Raw genomic sequence first — 18,229 nt, 5'->3', positions numbered from 1 at the left:
GCTTCGAGCGAGAAGGTGGAGAAGGTCGTGAAGCCGCCGAGGATGCCGGTGGTGAGGAACAGCCGCAGGTTCTGCGGCAGCCCCATGCGCAGCGCCAGCAGTTCGACGATCAGCCCCATGACGAAGGAGCCGAGCACGTTGATGGCCAGCGTGCCGAAGGGAAAGCCGCTGGCGACGTAGCGCGCCGCCAGCACGTTGACGCCGTGGCGCATCGCGGAGCCGAGGCCGCCGCCGAGAAAGACGATCAGGAATTCCATGTCATGCCCATGTGAAGGTTCAGGAAGAACGGCAGGGCACGGCGGATGCGGCGGGGAAGAAGAAGCGCGGCCCCGCATCGCAGGCGCGCCGCGCCCGTGAAGCAGGAGCCATCAGCCCGTCGGGACGTCCCTCGGGGCGGTTGTCGGGAAGCTCCATTCCCATCACCCGAAAGCATAGCACCGGGGCCGCGGCGCTATTTCAGCTCGAAGCCCTGCTCCTTGACGTTCTGCGAGTCCAGGCCGATCTGCACCTTGAACTCGCCCGGCTCGGCCAGGTACTGGAGCTTGGCGTTGTAGAAGGCCAGCTTGTCCTCGCCGATGGTGAAGCGCACCTCCTTCTTCTCGCCCGGCTGCAGCATCAGCTTGCGGAAGTCCTTCAGCTCCTTGACCGGGCGCACCACCGAGGCGGCCACGTCCTGGATGTAGAGCTGCACCACCGTCTCGCCGGCGCGGTCGCCGGTGTTGGCGACGGTGACGCTCGCCTCCACCTTGCCGCCGCGCGGCATGCGGGCGCTGGAGAGCGTCACGTCCGAGAGGCTGAAGTCGGTGTAGCTCAGGCCGTGGCCGAAGGGATAGAGCGCGCCCTGCGGCTCGTCGAAGTACTGCGAGGTGTAGTTGCCCGGCTTGCCCGGCGTGAAAGGCCGGCCCAGGCGCGGGTGGTTGTAGTAGGTGGGAATCTGCCCCACCGAGCGCGGCAGCGAGATGGGCAGCTTGCCCGAGGGGTTGGCGTCGCCGAACAGCACGTCGGCGATGGCGTGGCCGCCCTCGGTACCGGCGAACCAGGTCTCCAGCATCGCGTCGGCGTTCGCCTTCTCCCAGTTCAGCGTGAGCGGGCGGCCGTTCATCAGCACCAGCACCAGCGGCTTGCCCGTGGCCTTGAGCGCCTTGAGCAGCGCCTGCTGGCTTTCGGGCAGGTCCAGCCGCGTGCGGCTGGAGGACTCGTGCGACATGCCGCGCGACTCGCCCACCGCGGCGACGACGACGTCGGCCTGCTTCGCGGTGGCGACGGCCTCGTCGATCATCTCCTGCGGCGCGCGCTTGTCCTGCACCACCTCGGGCTCGTCCCAGTTGAGGAAGTTCAGGTACTCGACGATGGCCTTGTCCTCGGTCACGTTGGCGCCGCGCGCGTAGAGCAGCCTGCCCTGCCCCTCGAGCGCCTTCTCCATGCCGGTGCGCAGCGTTACCGACTGCTTCCACACGGCCTGGCCCGACCACACGCCCATCATGTCGATCGGCGCATCGGCCAGCGGGCCGACCAGCGCCACCGCCGCGCCCTTTGCGATGGGCAGCGTGCGGTTGCGGTTCTCCAGCAGCACCATCGAGCGGCGCGCCACGTCGCGCGCCGGGGCGCGGTGCAGGCGGCTGTCGGCCTTGAGGTCGGGCGGATCGTCCTCGGCCTTGCCGATGCGCAGGAACGGGGCGTGGAACAGGCCCATGTCGTACTTGGCGCCCAGCACCTCGCGCACGGCGTTGTCCAGCGTCTTCATCGGCACCTCGCCGGACTTCACCAGGCCCGGCAGCTCCTTCAGGTAGACCTGGTCGGCCATGCTCATGTCCACGCCCGCCTTGATGGCCAGCTTGGCCGCCTCGCGCTCGTCGCGCGCGACGCCGTGACGCATCAGCTCGGTGATGGCGCCGTGGTCGCTGAAGGTGACGCCGCGGAAGCCCCAGTCCTTGCGCAGCAGGTCCTGCAGCAGCCAGGTGTTCGACGTCGCGGGCTGGCCGTTGACGGTGTTGAGCGCGATCATCACGCCGCCCGCGCCGGCATCGATCGCCGCCTTGTAGGGCGGCAGGTAGTCGTTGTACATGCGCATGGGGCTCATGTCGACGATGTTGTAGTCGCGCCCGCCCTCCACCGCGCCGTACAGCGCGAAGTGCTTGACCGAGGCCATGATGCTGTCGCGTCCCAGCACCTTGCCGGCCGGCGTGCCGTTCTGGAAGCCCTGCACCATCGCCCGCGCGATCTGCGAGACGAGGTACGGGTCTTCGCCGAAGCCCTCGGAGGTGCGGCCCCAGCGCGGGTCGCGCGAGATGTCCACGGTGGGCGCGAAGGTCACGTCCACGCCGTCGGCGGCGGCCTCGACGGCGGCGGTGCGGGCGGTCAGGCGCACCGCCTCCATGTCCCAGCTCGACGCCAGGCCCAGGCCGATGGGGAAGGAGGTGCGGTGCCCGTGCAGCACGTCGTAGGCGAAGAGCATCGGGATCTTCAGCCGGCTGCGATTCACCGCCGCTTCCTGCAGGGGGCGCTGCTCCTTGTGATTGATGGAGTTGAAGGTGCCGCCCACGCGGCCGGCCGCGATCTCCTCGGCCAGTTGCGCGGCAGGCATCTCGGGGCCGATGCTGATCAGGCGCAGCTGCCCCACCTTCTCCTCCAGCGTCATCTGCCTGAGCAGGTCGGCGACGAAGGCCGGCTTGTTGTCGATCAGCGCGGGGTTGGGCTGGGCGAAGGCCAGTGGCGCGGCCAGGGCGGCCAGCGCCGCGAGCGCAGGCCTCTTGGTCGTGAACTTCATCGGCTGTGCATTCCTTGCTTGTTGCGAGCGTGCGGACGTCGAGCGGGGCATCTTAGAGGCTGCGCCGCCCGCTTCCCCCGCAGGTGCGCCGGGCTCCTACAGGGCCACGCAGGCGGCCGATGCTAAGCTTTTGGGCTCCCTGCGCCTTCCGAGCGCATCGAACCAGAACAACGGTCCATGATCACTCGACTCGTGCGCGCCGCGCGCCCTGCCTCCGCCCTCGCCTTCCTGCATCTCCTCGCGCTCATGGTGCTGCCTGCGCTGCCGCTGGCCGCCCACGCGCAGGGACAACGGTCCTTCTCGCTCGACGACGTCACCGCCCGCGCCCGCGCGCTGGCGGCCAGGCCCTACGCGGCACCGGCGAGCAACCTGCCGCCGGTCTTCGGCAACATGCAGTTCGCCGACTACATGAAGATCCAGCCGCGCTCCGACCGCTTCGAGTGGCGCGACCAGCCCACGCCCTTCCGCCTGAACTTCTACCACCAGGGCATGCAGTTCAACTTCCCGGTGAAGATCCACGAGGTGGTGGGCGGCGAGGCGCGCGAGATCCGCTACGAGCCCGACCGCTTCGACTTCGGCGACCTCAGCTTCGACCGCGAAGCCACGCGCCAGCTCGGCTACGCGGGCTTCCGGGTGCTCTACCCCATCAACCAGGACGGCAAGTTCGACGAGGTGATGAGCCTGCTGGGCGCCAGCTACTTCCGCGTCATCGGCAAGGGCCAGGTGTACGGCCTGTCGGGCCGCGGCCTGGCCATCGACACCACCTCGCCGGGCAAGGAGGAGTTCCCGAACTTCATCGAGTACTGGATCCAGCGCCCGGCGCCGCAGGACAAGCAGCTCGTGATCTACGCGTTGATGGATTCGCCGCGCGCCACCGGCGCCTACCAGTTCATCCTGCAGCCCGGGCGCGACGCGGTGCTCGACGTGCAGGCCAATCTCTTCGTGCGCGGCGACATCGGCATGCTGGGCATCGCGCCGCTGACCAGCATGTTCCTCTACGGCCCCAACCAGCGCTGGCCCGAGCACCTGCGCAACTGGCGCCCCGCCATCCACGACTCCAACGGCCTGGCCATCCATGCCGGCAACGACGAGTGGATCTGGCGCCCGCTGAACAACCCGCGCGGCGCGGTGGCGGTCAGCAGCTTCCAGGTGGACCGCCCGCGCGGCTTCGGCCTGCTGCAGCGCGGCCATGCCTTCCAGCGCTTCGAGGACCTGAAGGACCGCTACGACCTGCGCCCCAGCGCCTGGATCGAGCCCCAGAACGACTGGGGCAAGGGCAAGGTCACGCTGATGGAGATCCCCACGGCGGACGAGACCAACGACAACATCGTCGCCTTCTGGACGCCCGACGCGCCCGTCACGCGCGGCCAGATGCTGCAGTACGCCTACCGCATGCACTGGACCATGGACGAGCCGGCGCTGCACGCGCAGAACAACGCCTGGGTCCGGCAGACGTTCCAGAGCGAGGGCGAGCGCCTGCAGCCCAACCTGATCCGCCAGATCGACGGCAGCACCGCGCTGATCGTGGACTTCGAGGGGCCGGCGCTGGCCAGGCTGGCGCCCGACGCGGCGCTGCAGACGCAGATCAGCGGCAACGCCAACGTCGAGATCCTGGAGAGCAGCCTGCTGCGCAACGACCCCATCAAGGGCTGGCGCCTGGCGATGCGCGTGAAGGTGAAGGACCCGGCGCAGGTCAGCGAGCTGCGCGCCGCGCTGGCGCAGGGCGGCAAGCCGATCAGCGAGACCTGGAGCTTCCAGATCCCGCCGGTGCCGCCGCCACCGCCGCCGCCGGCGCCCCCTGCCGCGCCGGCACCGGCGGCCGGCAGCCGCTGAGCACCGGCGCCCTTCGCATGAAGTCAGCCGACGCCGCCACCTTCGACGCGGCCTACTACCAGCGCTTCTACTTCGACGCCAAGACCCGGGTCATCGACCCGCAGCACGCCGAGCGGCTCGGCGCCTTCGTCTGCGGCTACCTGAAGTACCTGCGCGTGCCGGTGCGCCGCGTGCTCGACGTGGGCTGCGGCATCGGCGTGTGGCGGGACGTCGTGGCGCGGCACTTCCCGCAGGCGCACTACCAGGGCGTGGAGTTCAGCGAATATCTGTGCGAGCGCTACGGCTGGGAGCGCGGCTCGGTCGTCGACTACCGGGCCGAGCGCCCCTTCGACTTCGTCGTCTGCCAGGGCGTGCTGCCCTACCTGGCCCCCGCCGACCTGAAGCGCGCGCTGCACAACCTGGGCGGCCTGAGCCGCGGCGCGCTGTACGTGGAGGCCGTTACGCGCGAGGACTTCGAGCGCGACATCGTGGACGAGGACCTGACCGACGCGCGCATCTTCCGCCACCGCGCCGAGGTCTACCGGCGCGGCCTGGCACCACACTTCGCCGAGATGGGCGGCGGCGTGTGGCTGAGCCGGCAGGCGCAGGTGCCGGTGTTCGCGCTGGAGCGCGCGGACGCCTGAGCCCGGGCGGCCTGCGCGGGCCGATGTCTTGATCCGGCGCATGGACGCTTCGCGCCGGGCCCGCCGCCCCTGTTCAGCAGGATGCCCCTGCCGGAGAATGACTTCGGCCTGCCTGTGCAGGCGCACCGTCGAAAGGGGTATCCGCATGAAGGCCGTGAGATACGTCGGAGCCGGGCGTCCCCCGGAAATCGTCGACCTGCCCAAGCCGGCGCCCGGCCCCGGCCAGGTGCTGGTGCGCATCGCCGGGGCGGGCGTGTGCCACTCCGACCTGCACGTGCTGGACCACGGCCTCGGGCCGCTCGGCCCTTTCACGCTGGGCCACGAGAACGCGGGCTGGATCGAGGCCCTGGGCGCCGGCGCCGCCGGCTGGAAGGAAGGCGACGCCGTGGCGGTCTACGGCCCCTGGGGCTGCGGCGCGTGCCGCACCTGCCAGACCTCGGCCGAGAACTACTGCGAGCACCATGCCAGCATCCCGACGATGGGCGGCGGCCTGGGTTCGGACGGCGGCATGGCCGAATACATGGTCGTGCCCTCACCCCGCCTGCTGGTGCCCCTGGGCGGGCTCGACCCGGCCAAGGCGGCGCCGCTGAGCGACGCGGCGCTCACGCCCTACCACGCGATCAAGGCCGCGCTGCCCTGGCTGACGCCGGACGCGACCGTCGTCGTGATCGGCATCGGCGGCCTGGGCCACATGGCCGTGCAGATCCTGCGGGCGCTCAGTTCGGCGCGCATCATCGCCGGCGACATCGACGGCGCGAAGCTGGCGCACGCCCGCGCGCTGGGCGTGGCGCACACCATCGACACCCGCGACCCGGAGCGCGCCGCCGAGGAGATCCGCGCCCTGGTCGGCGAGCGCGGCGTGACGGTGGCGCTGGACTTCGTCGGCGCCCAGCCGACGCTGGACCTGTGCAGCCGCATCGTCGGCCGCGCCAGCCGCATCGCCATCGTCGGCCTGGGCGGCGGCACGCTCCACTACGCCCAGGGCAGCCCGCCCTTCGGCTGCGAGGTCAGCATGCCCTACTGGGGCTCGCGCACCGAACTGATGGAAGTCATCGCTCTGGCCGGGCAGGGCCTCATCCACGTGGAGACGGAGGTGTTTCCGCTGGAGGACGCCCTGGACGTGTACCAGCGCCTGCGTGAGGGCCACATCAAGGGCCGCGCCGTGCTGCGGCCCTGAGCGCGCGGCCCGGATCATCGAGCCCATCCTTGCACGCACACGGGAGAACCGTCGACGCGCATCGCACGCCACGTGCACCCTGCCGCTTCTCCCTCCTTCAGGAAAGCCAGCGCTTCCAGAATGGCTTGGAGGGCGCCGCGGCCCGTGATGCGGGCGGCGCGGATGCCGGCACGCGCCCCTGTGCCCGCTGTTGTGCGGCATCGAGCACCGCCAGCAGCGCCGGGTCGCGCGGCGTCTTGAGGAAGCGCGCATAGGCCGGGTAGCTGGTCACGCCCTTCATGTGCAGCGCTTCCGGCATCGGCGGACAGGGTCCGTTGCCCAGCAGCACACGCAGCGCCGTCGTGCGGTCGCGCCGGATCGCGCTGCTGATGGCCGTCTCGCCCGACGAGGGAACGATCTCGTTCGCCCCGGCCACGCCGGCGGCCAGCAGGCTGCGCACGGCATCGGCGTCGCCGCGCTCGGCGGCGTCGCCCAGGGCCTCCAGCGCCGCGATCTTCTCGCTGGAAAGACTGGCGAGGTAGGCCTCGCCGCGCCGGTCGTCCGCGTCGCGCGCATCGCCGCCTTCGATGGTCAGGAAGTCCGTGACCAGCGCCACGGGCTCGCCCGCGGCGTCGAGCGCCCAGAAGCTGGGATAGCTGCCGTCTCCCCAGCCGGACCGGAAGACCACCACGTTGTTCGCCGAGCCCTGCCCGAGCGGGTAGTGGTCGGCCATGTCGCCCTCGCCCAGCTCGGGCGCAAGCACGTCGTCGTAGTAGCTCACGTAGCCGGGCGCCGCCGACTCGAGGCCGTCGCGCTCGCCGATGGCGGGCCCGGTCTGCGCGTCCATGAAGCAGCCCATGCCCGCATCGACCGGATAGCCGTAGAAGGCGTCGCCGGCCAGCATGTCCGCCGACTCCCCGTCGAGCAGCGCCGGCTCCCAGTGCAGCGCGGCCGCGTCGAGGCCGGCGCGCTCGCGCAGCCACAGCACCGCCAGCGCCGGCACGCTGCCCAGGATCACGTCCACCGCATGCCCGCCCCGCTGCGCCAGTGCGCGTGCGAAGGCGGGCCGCTCCGGCTGCACCAGCGGGTCGCAGGCCACGATGCGGCCGCTGGTGATCTGCAGCATGCCGGCGCGTTGCCGGCTCAGGCGCCGCTGCTTCAGCGCCGCGTCGTCCAGGAAGACCGATCGCAGGTTGTCGAGGTCGATGTAGGCCATGCGCGGCATGCTACGCCGCCGCGCGGCGCCGGCCGAAGCCCGCGCGTCACTGGACCAGCTTCACCCCGGTCTTGCCCTGCACCTCGTCGAAGCTCACGCCCTCGGCCAGCTCGATCACCTTCAGCCCCTGCGGCGTGACGTCGAACACGCCCAGGTCGGTGATGATGCGGTCCACCACGCCCACGCCGGTCAGGGGCAGCGTGCACTGGGGCAGGATCTTCATGTCGGTGGTGCCGTCTTTCTTCTTGGCGACGTGCTCCATCAGCACGATCACGCGCTTGACGCCGGCCACCAGGTCCATGGCGCCGCCCATGCCCTTGACCATCTTGCCGGGGATCATCCAGTTGGCCAGGTCGCCCTTCTCGCTGACTTGCATGGCGCCCAGGATCGACAGGTTGATCTTGCCGCCGCGGATCATCGCGAAGCTCTGGTCGCTGCCGAAGATCGCACTGCCGGGCAGCGTGGTCACGGTCTGCTTGCCGGCGTTGATGAGGTCGGCGTCGACCTGGTCCTCCGTCGGGAAGGGGCCGATGCCGAGCATGCCGTTCTCGCTCTGCAGCCACACCTCCTTGTCGCCGACGAAGTTGGCCACCAGCGTCGGGATGCCGATGCCGAGGTTCACGTAGAAGCCGTCTTCCAGTTCCTGCGCCGCGCGCGCGGCCATCTGGTCTTGGGTCCAGGGCATGTGAGGCTCCTTCTTACTGCTTGCCGTTGTTCTTGATGGTGCCGGGCACTTCGCTGCCGGCGGCCGCCTGGGCGATGGCGGCCTGCGCCTGCACCTTGGCGCTGGCGGCGTCCACCGGCGCGGCGGCGCTCAGGGTCCGCTTCTCGATGCGCTTCTCGGGGTTGGCGTTGAGCACGATGCGGTGCACGTAGATGCCGGGCAGATGGATGTCGTCCGGCGCCAGCTCGCCCACCTCGACGATCTTCTCGACCTCGACGATGCACACCTTCCCGGCTGTGGCGGCAGCCGGGTTGAAGTTGCGCGCGGTGAGGTTGAAGCGCAGGTTGCCCGACTTGTCGGCCACCGCCGCCTTGACCAGCGACACGTCGGGCACCAGCGAGCGCTCCATCACGTAGGTCTCGCCGTCGAACTCGCGCAGTTCCTTGCCCTCGGCCACCTGGGTGCCTACGCCGGTCTTGGTGAAGAAGGCCGGGATGCCGGCGCCGCCGGCGCGCAGCTTCTCGGCCAGCGTGCCCTGGGGCGTGAACTCCAGCTCCAGCTCGCCCGCCAGAAACTGACGCTCGAACTCCTTGTTCTCGCCCACGTAGCTGGCGATCATCTTCTTGATCTGGCGCGTCTCCAGCAGCTTGCCGAGGCCGAAGCCGTCGACGCCCGCGTTGTTGGAGACGCAGGTGAGGTTCTTGACGCCGCTTTCCTTGAGCGCCTCGATCAGCGCCTCGGGGATGCCGCACAGGCCGAAGCCGCCGACGGCCAGCATCTGGTTGTCGGCCACGACGCCGGCCAGGGCCGACTTCGCGTCGGGATAGATCTTGTTCGCCATGGTGCCTCGCTCTTCGATGAAGGGATTGAACGGTGATGGTGACGGAGGATGGACCGCCTCGGACGATACTACGTATCCGCATACGTAGTATTTCGTAATGGACAGTCCCGAGAGAGCCGAGCCCCCCGCCGCCATCGACTACCGGCTCGCCTTCGAGCACGCCCCGGTGGGCATGGTGCTGTCGCGCCAGCGCATCATGGTGGACTGCAACGCGCGGCTCACCGAGATGTTCGGCGCCACGCGCGAACAACTGGTGGGCCAGTCCTTTCGCGTGCTGTACCCCAGCGTGGCGGAATTCGAGCGCATCGGCCGGCGCATGGAGCCGATCCTCAACGCCAGCGGCCACTATGCCGACAACCGCATGATGCGCCGCGTGGGCAGCCTGCACGGCATGCGCGCCGGCGAGACCTTCTGGTGCCACGTCACCGGCCGCGCGCTCAACCGCGAGGCACCGCACGCCGCCGGCATCTGGACCTTCGAGGACCTGGGCGCGCGCCGCGCCGACAAGGCCGAGCTGACGCCGCGCGAGCGCGAGGTGGCGGCGCACCTGATGCGCGGGCTGACCAGCAAGGAGATCGGCCGCGCGCTGGGCATCAGCCACCGCACGGTGGAGATCCACCGCGCGCGCCTGATGCGCAAGTACGCCGCGGCGACGACCGCGGCGCTGGTGCAGAAGTTGCTGGCGGCCTGAAGGCTCAGGGCTGGCGCACCAGCTCGCGCAGCCAGGCGCGGCACTGGTCGGCCGCCTCGACGGGCCACTCCACGCTGACGGTGCGGTCGAGCTGGCGCACCTCGACGCGGATGCTGCGGCCGGCCGCCGCGACATGGCCGTTCGCACGCGCCGGCCTGCCGCCGCCGCCGCCGAGCAGGCGCGACCAGAAGCCGCCCTCCTCCACCTCGGCGGGTTCGGCGACGCTGACGGCCTGGACGGGCGCGGCGGGTGCAGGCGCCGGCACGACGGCAGGCGACGGGGCCGGTGCAGGCTTGTGCGCCACCGGCGGCACGGGCGCCGGGGCTGGCGTGCTCGCCATCACGGCAGGCGCCGCCGGCAGCCCGCCGGCCTCGATGCGCGCCTTCAGGTTGGCGCCGAACTCCTCCCACAGCCGGTCGGCCTTGGTCTTCATCACGCTCAGACCGAAGGTGCCCAGCCGGCCCAGCAGGTCCACGCTGACCTTGATGCGCAGCTCGGTGCCGCCGTCGGCCGTCGGCGTCAGGAACACCTCGCTGCGCTGCTTGAGCGAGCTGGCCACCGAGGCGTCCTCACCCGTGCCCTCGGCGCACAGGTACTCCGGCGCGCGCTGCTCGGTGATGTGGGTGCGCAGCTTGAACTTGGCGCTGATGAAGGCGATCTTCTGGTGCATCACCGCCACGTATTCCGTGGGGCTGACGACGTCGATCGACTTCATGCCGGGCACGGCGCCGGCCATCACCTGCGGGTCCAGCAGCAGCGCCCACACCTGCTCGCGCGGGGCCGACACGGCCAGGGTCTTCTCAATCTCCATGATTCATCTCCTCGGCCGCGTGCAGCACCGATTCCACGATCTGCGTGTAGCCGGTGCAGCGGCACAGGTTGCCCGACAGGCCGTGACGCACCTCGTCGCAGCTCGGCCGGGGGTTGTTCTTGAGCAGGTCGCACGAGGCCATGATGAAGCCCGGCGTGCAGTAGCCGCACTGCAGGCCGCCGCACTGCATAAAGTTCTTCTGCAGCGGGTGCAGCTCGTCGCCCTCGGCCAGCCCTTCGATGGTGGTGAGCTCGCGGCCGTTGACCTGCACGGCCAGCATCAGGCAGGACTTGACGACCTCGCCATCGAGCAGCACCGAGCAGGCGCCGCAGATGCCCGTCTCGCAGCCGCGCTTGGTGCCCGTGAGGTGCAGGTCGTCGCGCAGGAAGTCCGCGAGCAGCCGGCGCGCGGGCACCTCGACGCTGTGGGCCTCGCCGTTGACGGTGCATTCGATGCGGTGGGTGCTCATGCGGCAACTCCTTCGTCGATCGACAGGCCGAACAGCTCGGCCACTGTGCGGCGCGCCACGGCGCGCACCATGTCGCGGCGGAATTCGGCGCTGCCGCGCAGGTCTTCCACGGGCGTGATGTCCTGCGCCACGATGTCGGCCACCTCGGCAGCGACCTCGGGCGTGATGCTTCGGCCTTCGAGGAAGGCTTCGGCGCGCCGCAGCCGCGTGGGGATGGGCGTCGATGCACCGACGGCAATGCGCGCCTCGCGGCACAGCGCGCCCTCGCGCCGCGCCACCAGGGCGACGCTCGCCAGCGGCCGGTGCTCCGCCGCCGTGCGCAGGAAGCGCGAGTACACCCCCTCGGTGCCGGCGGCCAGCGGCGGCACGCGGATCTCCAGCACGATCTCGTCGGGCTCCAGCGCCGTCACGTAGTAGTCGACCAGGAATTCCTCGATCGAGAGCACGCGCTCGCCGCGCACGCTGCCCAGCACCACCTGCGCATCCAGCGCCATCAGGCAGCCCGGTGGGTCGGTGGACGGGTCGGCATAGCAGAGGTTGCCGCCGATCGTGCCCTGGTTGCGCACCTGCGGGTTGGCCACGCGCGCCGCCATGCTGGCGAGCACCGGCGCGTGCTGCCGCACCAGCGGCGAGCGGGCCACGTCCGCATGCCGCGCCAGCGCGCCGATGCGCAGGCCCTGCTGCGCATCGAACGCTATGCCGCGCAGGCGCTCGATCCGCGCCACCGAGATCAGGTGCGTCGGCGCCAGCATGCGCTGGCGCATGCCCAGCATCAGCGCGGTGCCGCCAGCGATCACGCGCACCTCGTCGCCCAGGTCGGCCAGCATGCGGCTGGCTTCCTCGACCGAGGCGGGCTCCAGCCAGTCGAACTCACGCATGGGCCGCTCCTTCTTCTTCTTTTCTGGCACGCAGCGCGGCCAGCACCTTCTCGGGCGTGATGGGCAGTTCGGTGATGCGCACGCCCACCGCGTCTTCCACCGCGTTGGCGATGGCCGGCGCGCCGGGCAGGATGGCCGTCTCGCTCGCGCCCTTGGCGCCGTAGGGGCCGTTGGGGTCGTTGGACTCGACGAGGCCGCCGCGCAGCTCGGGCAGCGCGTCGGCGGTGGGCAGGGTGTAGTCGGCGAAGTTGCCGTTGGCCAGGCGCCCGTTCTCGTAGTGCAGCTGCTCGTACAGCGCCCAGCCGATGGCCTGCGCCGCGGCGCCGTTGGACTGGCCGTGCACGGCGATCGGGTTGAGCGCCTTGCCGCAGTCGTCGGCGACGTAGCTGTCGAGCACCGTCACGCGGCCTGTCTCGCAGTCGACCTCCACCTCCACCGCCTGCGCGGCGTAGGAGTAGGCCGGCGCGATGTTGCCGTAGAGCTGGTCGTCGTGCATCACGGTCTTCGGATCCCAGGTGCCGCTGACCTGGATGCCGCCGCCGCCGTGGCGCCAGACGGCCTGGCGCGCCAGCTCGGCCAGCGTGGCGCGCTGCTCGGGCCGGTCGGTGACGAACACCGCGCCGCCGCCGATGGACAGCGCCGAAGGCTCGACCTCCCAGCGCAGCGCGGCCAGCGCGAACAGTTCGTCGCGCGCCTTGCGCCCCGCCACGATGGCGGCGTTGCCGCCCGACATGGTCACGCGCGAGGCCAGCGTGCCTACCGCCACCGGCGCCACGTCGGTGTCGGGCGGCACGACGTGCACGTCGGCCAGCGGCAAGCCCAGTTCGTGCGCGACGATCTGGCTGAGCATGGTGGACGCGCCCTGCCCCATGTCGCACTCGCCGCTGATGACGTTCACGCGCCCGTCTTCGTTGATCTTCACGACGACGGTGGAGCCGTCCCAGTTGCCGATGGTGCGGTTGCCGCTGACGTGCATGGCGGCGGCCATGCCCACGCCGCGGCGCTTCACGCCGGCGGCCTTGGGCGCACTGCGCTTGGCAGCCCAGCCGATGGCCTCGGTCGCCTGCTCGATGCATTCGACCAGCCCGTTGCTGCCGATCTGCCAGCCGTGCACCGAGACCTCGCCGGCCGGCAGCACGTTGCGCCGGTGCACCTCCACCGGGTCCAGGCCCAGCTTGCCGGCCATCACGTGGATGTGGCTGTTGAGCGCAAACAGCATCTGCGTGCCGCCGAAGCCGCGGAAGGCGCCGCGCGGCGGGTTGTTGGTGTAGTACAGCGTGGCATGCGAGCGCACGTTGCCGTTGCGGTGCATGTTGTCGCTGCGCATGGCGCTCACGTGCATCACGTCGCCGGCCAGGCCGGCGTAGGCACCGCACTCGGCCAGGATGCGCACCTCCTTGGCGACGATCAGGCCCTCGCGGTCCATGCCCAGCCTGAGCGTGATGCGCTCGGGCACGCTGGCGCAGCAGGCCTGGAAGTCCTCCAGCCGGTTGTTCACCAGCCGCACCGGGCGCTTCGTCTTCAGCGCCAGCAGGCCGGCGACGAGCTGGTTGTCGTCTTCCACGATCTTGCCGCCGAAGCCGCCGCCGGTGGTGGCCTGGATCACGCGCACGCGCGAGACCGGCAGGCCCAGCGTGGCCGCCACCTGCATGCGCACCAGGTTCACGGCCTGGGTCGAGGTCCACAGCACCAGGCGGCCGTCCGGATCGAGCGCGGCGACGGTGGCCATCGGCTCCATGTAGCCGGGGTACTGCGAGTGCGTCTGGTAGGTGGCCTCGTGCACCAGATGGGCCGAGGCGAAGGCGGCGTCCACGTCGCCGCGCTCGAAGCGGATCTCGTGGCCGACGTTGTTCTCGCGGCCCGGGTGTACGGTGGGCGCCTCCCCGTCCATCGATTCGTCGATGCTGAGGATGGCGGGCAGCTCCTCGTATTCCACCTGGATCAGGTCGAGCGCGTCGCGCGCGATCTCCTCGGTGAGGGCGGCCACCGCCGCCACCTCCTCGCCGCAGTAGCGCACCACGCCTTTGGCGAGCACGGCGCGCTCCTTGTGGTGCACGCCCCAGAGCTGGGCCGGCGCGTCGTCGCCGGTGAGCACCGCCTTCACGCCCGGCAGCGCGCGCGCCGCCGAGGTGTCGATGGACACGATGCGCGCGTGCGGGTAGGGGCTGCGCAGCACCTTGCCGTGCAGCATGCCGGCCACCTTGATGTCGCCGGCGTACATCGCGCGGCCCAGCACCTTGGCCCGGGCCGTCACCTGCGGGATCTCCACGCCCAGCGTGGAATGCGGCTGCGCCGGCTGCACGCCTTCCGGCACGGCCTTGGCAAGCGGCTTCATCGCGGCCTCACTCGGCGCTGATGCCCAGGTCGCGGATCGCCTTGCCCATCACCGCGTACTCGCGCTGGTTCAGCCTGGCGAGCACGTCCGGCGCGCCGCCGGCCGGCAGGGCGCCGAAGACGGCCAGCTTCTCGACCACCTCCGGCTCCTTGAGGATCGCGTTCAGATGCTCGTTGAGCAGCTTGACCACCGCCGCCGGCGTGCCCTTGGGCGCGAAGAAGCCGTTCCAGGCGCCGACCACCACGTCCTTGTAGCCCAGCTCCACCAGCGTCGGCACCTCGGGCGCCAGCCTGCTGCGCTGCGCGTCGCCGATCGCCAGCGGGATCAGCTTGCCGGTGCCCAGGTACTGGCGCACCGCGCCGATGGTCACCCAGGCCGTGTCCACGTGCCCGGCCACCACGTCGTTGACCGAGGGGCCGACGCCGCGGTAGGGCACGTGCGAGAACTTCACGCCGGCGGCCTTGTTCAGCCACTCGCCGACGATGTGCATGGGCGAGCCGGCGCCGGGGCTGGCATAGGAGACCGACTTGCCGGCCTTGGCCGCCGCCACCAGCTGGGGCAGCGTCTTCGCGTCGCCCAGGGCCGCGGGGTTGCCCACCAGCACCAGCGGCTGGGTGGCGGTGTTGATGACGGCCTCGTAGCCGCCCAGCACGTCGTAGCTGGCCGCGCCGGAGAGCTTCATCACCATCGGCGCGGTGGTGAAGGGGTTGGGCGTGAACAGCAGCGTGTAGCCGTCCGGCGCGGCGCGGCCGACGTGGCCGTTGCCAATGGCGCCGCCGGCGCCCGGCCGGTTGTCGATGATGACGGACTGCTTGATGCGCTGGCCCAGCTTCTCGGCGAACAGGCGCGCGATGGCGTCGGTGTCGCCCCCGGGCGGGTACGAGACCACCACGGTGACCGGCTTGGCGGCGGGATAGTCGCCCTGGGCCAGGGCGGGCAGCGCGGACAGGGCGCTGGCAGCCAGCGCGGCGGCGAGAACATGACGGCGGATCGTGGGCATCGAAGGCTCCTCGTGGGTGGCCGGCCGCCGGCAGGCGGCCGAAAGGGGGCAGGGAACAGACAGGCGCTTGATTTGATTCATATATGAATCAAAGAACCGCCAAAGGAACGATGCGAATTTTGTGCTTATAGTTGATCCATCAATTAAAGGGTAAACCCTTGAATCAGCTGGGTGCCCCGCTCTAATCCGCTCACCGGCGAGAAGGCTTGCATCTGCATGGAAGAATGGCCGTTTCCATGAGCGACGCCCCCTCCTCCACCCCCTGGTCCGACCTGGACGAGCACGGCACCGGCCTGACCGTCGATGCTTTCATCACCACCCTGATGAGCCAGGTGGGCAACGCCCTGCGGCGCCAGCTGACGGTGCCCTATGCCGAGCAGTTCGGGCTCACGGTGTCGGAGTGGCGCCTGCTCTCGCTGGTGGCGCACGCCGGGCGCATCGTCTTCGGCGAGCTGGTCGCGCAGTCCACCTCCGACAAGGCGCTGGTCAGCCGCACGCTCAAGCTGCTGGAGGGGCGGCGCCTGGTGCGGCTGGAGACCGAGGGCACCGGCCCGCGCAAGAAGACCTGGTGCCACATCACGCCCGAGGGCGAGGCGCTGCACCGCCAGGCCATCCCGATCGCCCGGGCGCGGCAGGCGGCCGCCATCCGCGTGCTGCCGCCCGAGGAGCGCGACGCCATGTACCGCGCCCTGATGCGCCTGCGCGCGCACTGCCTGCAGGCCGACGCCCGCCCCGCCGCAGACGACGTGCCCGGGCTGGACATCTGAACGGATGCCGCCGGGCAGCGGCTCAGCCGCCCGCCCCGCGCGCGCGCCACAGCGCCTCGGCGCGCGCCAGGTCGGCCACGGTGTCGATGTCGGTGACGATGCCCTCGTCGTCCACCGGCACTTCCACCAGCGCGCCCGCCTCGCGCTGCGCGCGCAGCACCGGCGCGGCGCCCTGCGCGCCGGCCAGGGCCGCCAGCGCCGGCCCGCAGGCGGCGCCGAAGCCCACCGGGTGGCCGCGTTCGCCGCCGTGCACCGGCTGCGCCGCGCCCGCGCCGTCGGCCAGCGCATCGGCCACGCGGCGCAGCGTGTCCGGCCTGACCAGCGGCAGGTCGGCCGGCAGCACGAGCCAGCCGCCCGCCCCGCGCGTGGCACGCACGGCGGCTGCGATGGAGTCGCCCATGCCGGGGTGGCCGGCGTCCTCCACATGCCAGGGCAGGCCGCTGGCGCGCACCGCCTCCAGCGTGCGCTCGATCACCGGCCGCCCGCCCAGCAGCGCCTGCAGCTTGTGCACCTGCCCGCCGGAGGCGCGGAAGCGCTCGCCCCGGCCCGAGGCGAGCACCAGGACCACGGGCAGGCCGGTCATGTCAAGACGTGGTCGCGGGGCTGCGGCTGCGGCGGCCAGCCGCGCTCGCCGATGGCTTCCAGCAGCGAGGTCTCGATGGTCCAGCACGTCGCGTCGAGCGCCAGCGCGTTGGGCGCGGTGCCGAAGGGCTCCTCCAGCTCCGAGCCCAGCGCCTCCAGCGCGAAGAAGGTGTAGGCCACGAAGACCACGATCACCGGCGTCATCGGGCCGATCGCATCCACCAGCCCGAAGGGCAGCAGCAGGCAGTACAGATAGATCGTGCGGTGGATGATGACGCCGTAGGTGAAGGGGATCGGCGTGCTGTGCAGCCGCTCGCAGCCGCCCACGGCGGCGCCGATCTGCGCCAGCGGCTGCTCCAGCGCCGGCACCACGGCCGGCGCGACACGGCCCTGGCGGCGCATGTCGCGCAGCCATTCGCCGGCCATCAGCAGCAGGGCCGCCGCCGGGTAGCGGGCCGCGCCGGCGCGCCCCGCCTCCTCCGGCGGCAGCAGCCGGGCCAGGTCGGCCGCGGCGTCGCTGCCGCGCAGCTGGTGGCGCAGCGCGTGGACCAGCGCGATCAGCCGATGCGCCAGCACCGGGGCATGGCCCTCGCCGTCCACCAGCGTCTGCGCCTGCCGCACGGCGGCGCGGCACTCGACCAGCAGCGCGCCCCACAGCGTGCGCGCCTCCCACCAGCGGCCGTAGCTGGTGCCGTTGCGAAAGCCCAGGAAGATCGCCAGCGTCAGCCCGATCAGCGAGAAGGGCACGAAGTTCATCGGCACCTTCCAGCGCAGCACGTGCCCGTGCAGCAGCGTCACCAGCACCGCCAGCGCCAGCGTGCCCAGCAACTGCGGCAGGATCTGCGACAGGATCGAGCCTCGCCAGACGAACAGCAGGCGCAGCCAGTGGGGACGGGGACGCACGATCATGGGAGGGCGATGTTATGCGCGCGGGGCGCGCGCACAATCGGCGGCCATGAGCGACCTGCCCCACTCCATCGCCTCGCTGCGCAAGAGCTACGAGCGCGCCGAACTCGACGAGGCCCACAGCGCCAGCGATCCGCTGGCCCAGTTCGAGCGCTGGCTGTCCGAGGCCATCGCCGCCCAGGTGCCCGAGCCCAACGCCATGACGCTGGCCACCGTGGGCAGCGACCTGCGCCCCTCCACGCGCATCGTGCTCGTCAAGGGCTACGACGCGCGCGGCATCGTCTGGTACACCAACTACGACAGCCGCAAGGGCCAGGAGCTGGCCGGCAACCCGTACGCCGCGCTGCAGTTCCACTGGGTCGAGCTGGAGCGCGTGGTGCGCATCGAGGGCGTGGTCGAGAAGGCCGGCGACGCCGAGAGCGACGCCTACTTCGCCAGCCGCCCGCTGGACTCGCGCATCGGCGCCTGGGCCAGCCCGCAGAGCCAGGTGATCGAAGGCCGCTCGGTGCTGGTGGCCAACGCCGCGAAGTACAGCGCGAAGTTCCTGCTCAACCCGCCGCGCCCGCCGCACTGGGGCGGCTTCCGCCTGGTGCCCGACCGCTGGGAGTTCTGGCAGGGCCGCAAGAGCCGGCTGCACGACCGGCTGCGCTACCGCGTCGAAGGCGGCGCCTGGATACGCGAGCGCCTGGC

At 71.2% G+C, this 18,229-nt stretch carries 18 protein-coding genes and 1 riboswitch; of the genes, 6 read left to right on the top strand and 12 right to left on the bottom strand.

What is annotated here, in order from left to right:
- Both ACIY1X_RS15465 and bglX read right to left on the bottom strand, forming a co-directional pair.
- A partial coding sequence (locus tag ACIY1X_RS15465) for a CrcB family protein (RefSeq protein WP_399681994.1) occupies nt 1–257 on the bottom strand: 257 nt, incomplete at its 3' end.
- Nucleotides 258–352: 95 nt separating this feature from the next.
- Nucleotides 353–427, bottom strand: a riboswitch (Fluoride riboswitch).
- Nucleotides 428–451: 24 nt separating this feature from the next.
- Nucleotides 452–2,767, bottom strand: a complete 2,316-nt coding sequence (bglX, locus tag ACIY1X_RS15460; protein ID WP_399681991.1) for a beta-glucosidase BglX — start codon at nt 2,765–2,767, stop codon at nt 452–454.
- A gap of 246 nt (nt 2,768–3,013) precedes the next feature.
- On the opposite strand from bglX, the gene ACIY1X_RS15455 reads away from it, so the two are divergent.
- The 3 genes from ACIY1X_RS15455 (at nt 3,014) to ACIY1X_RS15445 (ending at nt 6,400) form a co-directional block, all read left to right on the top strand.
- The gene (locus ACIY1X_RS15455) at nt 3,014–4,600 is read left to right on the top strand and encodes a glucan biosynthesis protein G (protein ID WP_399681997.1); all 1,587 of its coding nucleotides are present in this window, start codon (nt 3,014–3,016) and stop codon (nt 4,598–4,600) included.
- A gap of 17 nt (nt 4,601–4,617) precedes the next feature.
- A complete protein-coding gene (locus ACIY1X_RS15450) occupies nt 4,618–5,223 on the top strand; it encodes a class I SAM-dependent methyltransferase (RefSeq protein ID WP_399681988.1) in 606 nt (201 codons plus the stop codon).
- Nucleotides 5,224–5,368: 145 nt separating this feature from the next.
- Nucleotides 5,369–6,400 carry an NAD(P)-dependent alcohol dehydrogenase gene (locus tag ACIY1X_RS15445; RefSeq protein ID WP_399681985.1) on the top strand — a complete coding sequence of 344 codons (1,032 nt, stop codon included), beginning with the start codon at nt 5,369–5,371 and terminating at the stop codon, nt 6,398–6,400.
- A gap of 97 nt (nt 6,401–6,497) precedes the next feature.
- Here the strand turns inward: ACIY1X_RS15445 and ACIY1X_RS15440 are convergent, their stop codons facing one another.
- Genes ACIY1X_RS15440 through ACIY1X_RS15430 form a run of 3 tightly spaced genes read right to left on the bottom strand, consistent with a single transcriptional unit; the run spans nt 6,498 to nt 9,100 of the window.
- Nucleotides 6,498–7,595 carry a DUF4241 domain-containing protein gene (locus ACIY1X_RS15440; RefSeq protein ID WP_399681982.1) on the bottom strand — a complete coding sequence of 366 codons (1,098 nt, stop codon included), beginning with the start codon at nt 7,593–7,595 and terminating at the stop codon, nt 6,498–6,500.
- 46 nt (nt 7,596–7,641) lie between these two features.
- Nucleotides 7,642–8,280 (bottom strand): 3-oxoacid CoA-transferase subunit B, encoded by a 639-nt coding sequence (locus tag ACIY1X_RS15435; RefSeq protein WP_038203398.1) that lies wholly within the window; start codon nt 8,278–8,280, stop codon nt 7,642–7,644.
- A 13-nt stretch (nt 8,281–8,293) separates the two neighbouring features.
- Entirely contained in the window at nt 8,294–9,100 is an 807-nt protein-coding gene (locus ACIY1X_RS15430; RefSeq protein WP_399681978.1) for a CoA transferase subunit A, read from the bottom strand.
- 97 nt (nt 9,101–9,197) lie between these two features.
- Between ACIY1X_RS15430 and ACIY1X_RS15425 the strand changes: the two genes are divergently transcribed.
- Nucleotides 9,198–9,791 (top strand): LuxR C-terminal-related transcriptional regulator, encoded by a 594-nt coding sequence (locus tag ACIY1X_RS15425; protein WP_399681976.1) that lies wholly within the window; start codon nt 9,198–9,200, stop codon nt 9,789–9,791.
- 4 nt (nt 9,792–9,795) lie between these two features.
- On the opposite strand, the gene ACIY1X_RS15420 is transcribed toward ACIY1X_RS15425, so the two are convergent.
- From ACIY1X_RS15420 to ACIY1X_RS15400, 5 genes are read right to left on the bottom strand one after another with little or no spacing between them, the layout of a single operon-like run.
- Nucleotides 9,796–10,602 carry a CoxG family protein gene (locus tag ACIY1X_RS15420; RefSeq protein WP_399681975.1) on the bottom strand — a complete coding sequence of 269 codons (807 nt, stop codon included), beginning with the start codon at nt 10,600–10,602 and terminating at the stop codon, nt 9,796–9,798.
- Nucleotides 10,592–11,071, bottom strand: a complete 480-nt coding sequence (locus tag ACIY1X_RS15415; protein WP_399681973.1) for a (2Fe-2S)-binding protein — start codon at nt 11,069–11,071, stop codon at nt 10,592–10,594. The genes ACIY1X_RS15420 and ACIY1X_RS15415 overlap by 11 nt, the downstream gene beginning before the upstream one ends.
- Complete coding sequence (locus ACIY1X_RS15410; RefSeq protein ID WP_399681970.1) at nt 11,068–11,949, bottom strand: FAD binding domain-containing protein; 882 nt, start codon at nt 11,947–11,949, stop codon at nt 11,068–11,070. Before ACIY1X_RS15410 ends, ACIY1X_RS15415 begins: the two co-directional genes overlap by 4 nt.
- Entirely contained in the window at nt 11,942–14,284 is a 2,343-nt protein-coding gene (locus ACIY1X_RS15405; RefSeq protein ID WP_399681968.1) for a xanthine dehydrogenase family protein molybdopterin-binding subunit, read from the bottom strand. Before ACIY1X_RS15405 ends, ACIY1X_RS15410 begins: the two co-directional genes overlap by 8 nt.
- 7 nt (nt 14,285–14,291) lie before the next feature.
- A complete protein-coding gene (locus tag ACIY1X_RS15400; protein WP_399681965.1) occupies nt 14,292–15,284 on the bottom strand; it encodes a Bug family tripartite tricarboxylate transporter substrate binding protein in 993 nt (330 codons plus the stop codon).
- 236 nt (nt 15,285–15,520) lie between these two features.
- Between ACIY1X_RS15400 and ACIY1X_RS15395 the strand changes: the two genes are divergently transcribed.
- Nucleotides 15,521–16,051, top strand: a complete 531-nt coding sequence (locus ACIY1X_RS15395; protein WP_399681963.1) for a MarR family winged helix-turn-helix transcriptional regulator — start codon at nt 15,521–15,523, stop codon at nt 16,049–16,051.
- A 22-nt stretch (nt 16,052–16,073) separates the two neighbouring features.
- On the opposite strand, the gene ACIY1X_RS15390 is transcribed toward ACIY1X_RS15395, so the two are convergent.
- Together ACIY1X_RS15390 and ACIY1X_RS15385 are read right to left on the bottom strand one after the other, a co-directional pair.
- Nucleotides 16,074–16,634 (bottom strand): NTP transferase domain-containing protein, encoded by a 561-nt coding sequence (locus ACIY1X_RS15390; RefSeq protein WP_399681962.1) that lies wholly within the window; start codon nt 16,632–16,634, stop codon nt 16,074–16,076.
- Complete coding sequence (locus ACIY1X_RS15385; RefSeq protein WP_399681959.1) at nt 16,631–17,542, bottom strand: bestrophin family protein; 912 nt, start codon at nt 17,540–17,542, stop codon at nt 16,631–16,633. The genes ACIY1X_RS15390 and ACIY1X_RS15385 overlap by 4 nt, the downstream gene beginning before the upstream one ends.
- A 46-nt stretch (nt 17,543–17,588) precedes the next feature.
- Between ACIY1X_RS15385 and pdxH the strand changes: the two genes are divergently transcribed.
- Nucleotides 17,589–18,229, top strand: a 641-nt coding sequence (gene pdxH / locus ACIY1X_RS15380; RefSeq protein WP_399681957.1) for a pyridoxamine 5'-phosphate oxidase, incomplete at its 3' end; no start/stop codon positions are given.

This window comes from Xenophilus sp. (genome assembly GCF_044462705.1).
Lineage (GTDB): Bacteria > Pseudomonadota > Gammaproteobacteria > Burkholderiales > Burkholderiaceae_C > Xenophilus > Xenophilus azovorans.
Note: the sequence above shows the minus strand (reverse complement) of the source record. Positions and strands in the feature narration are given on the sequence as shown.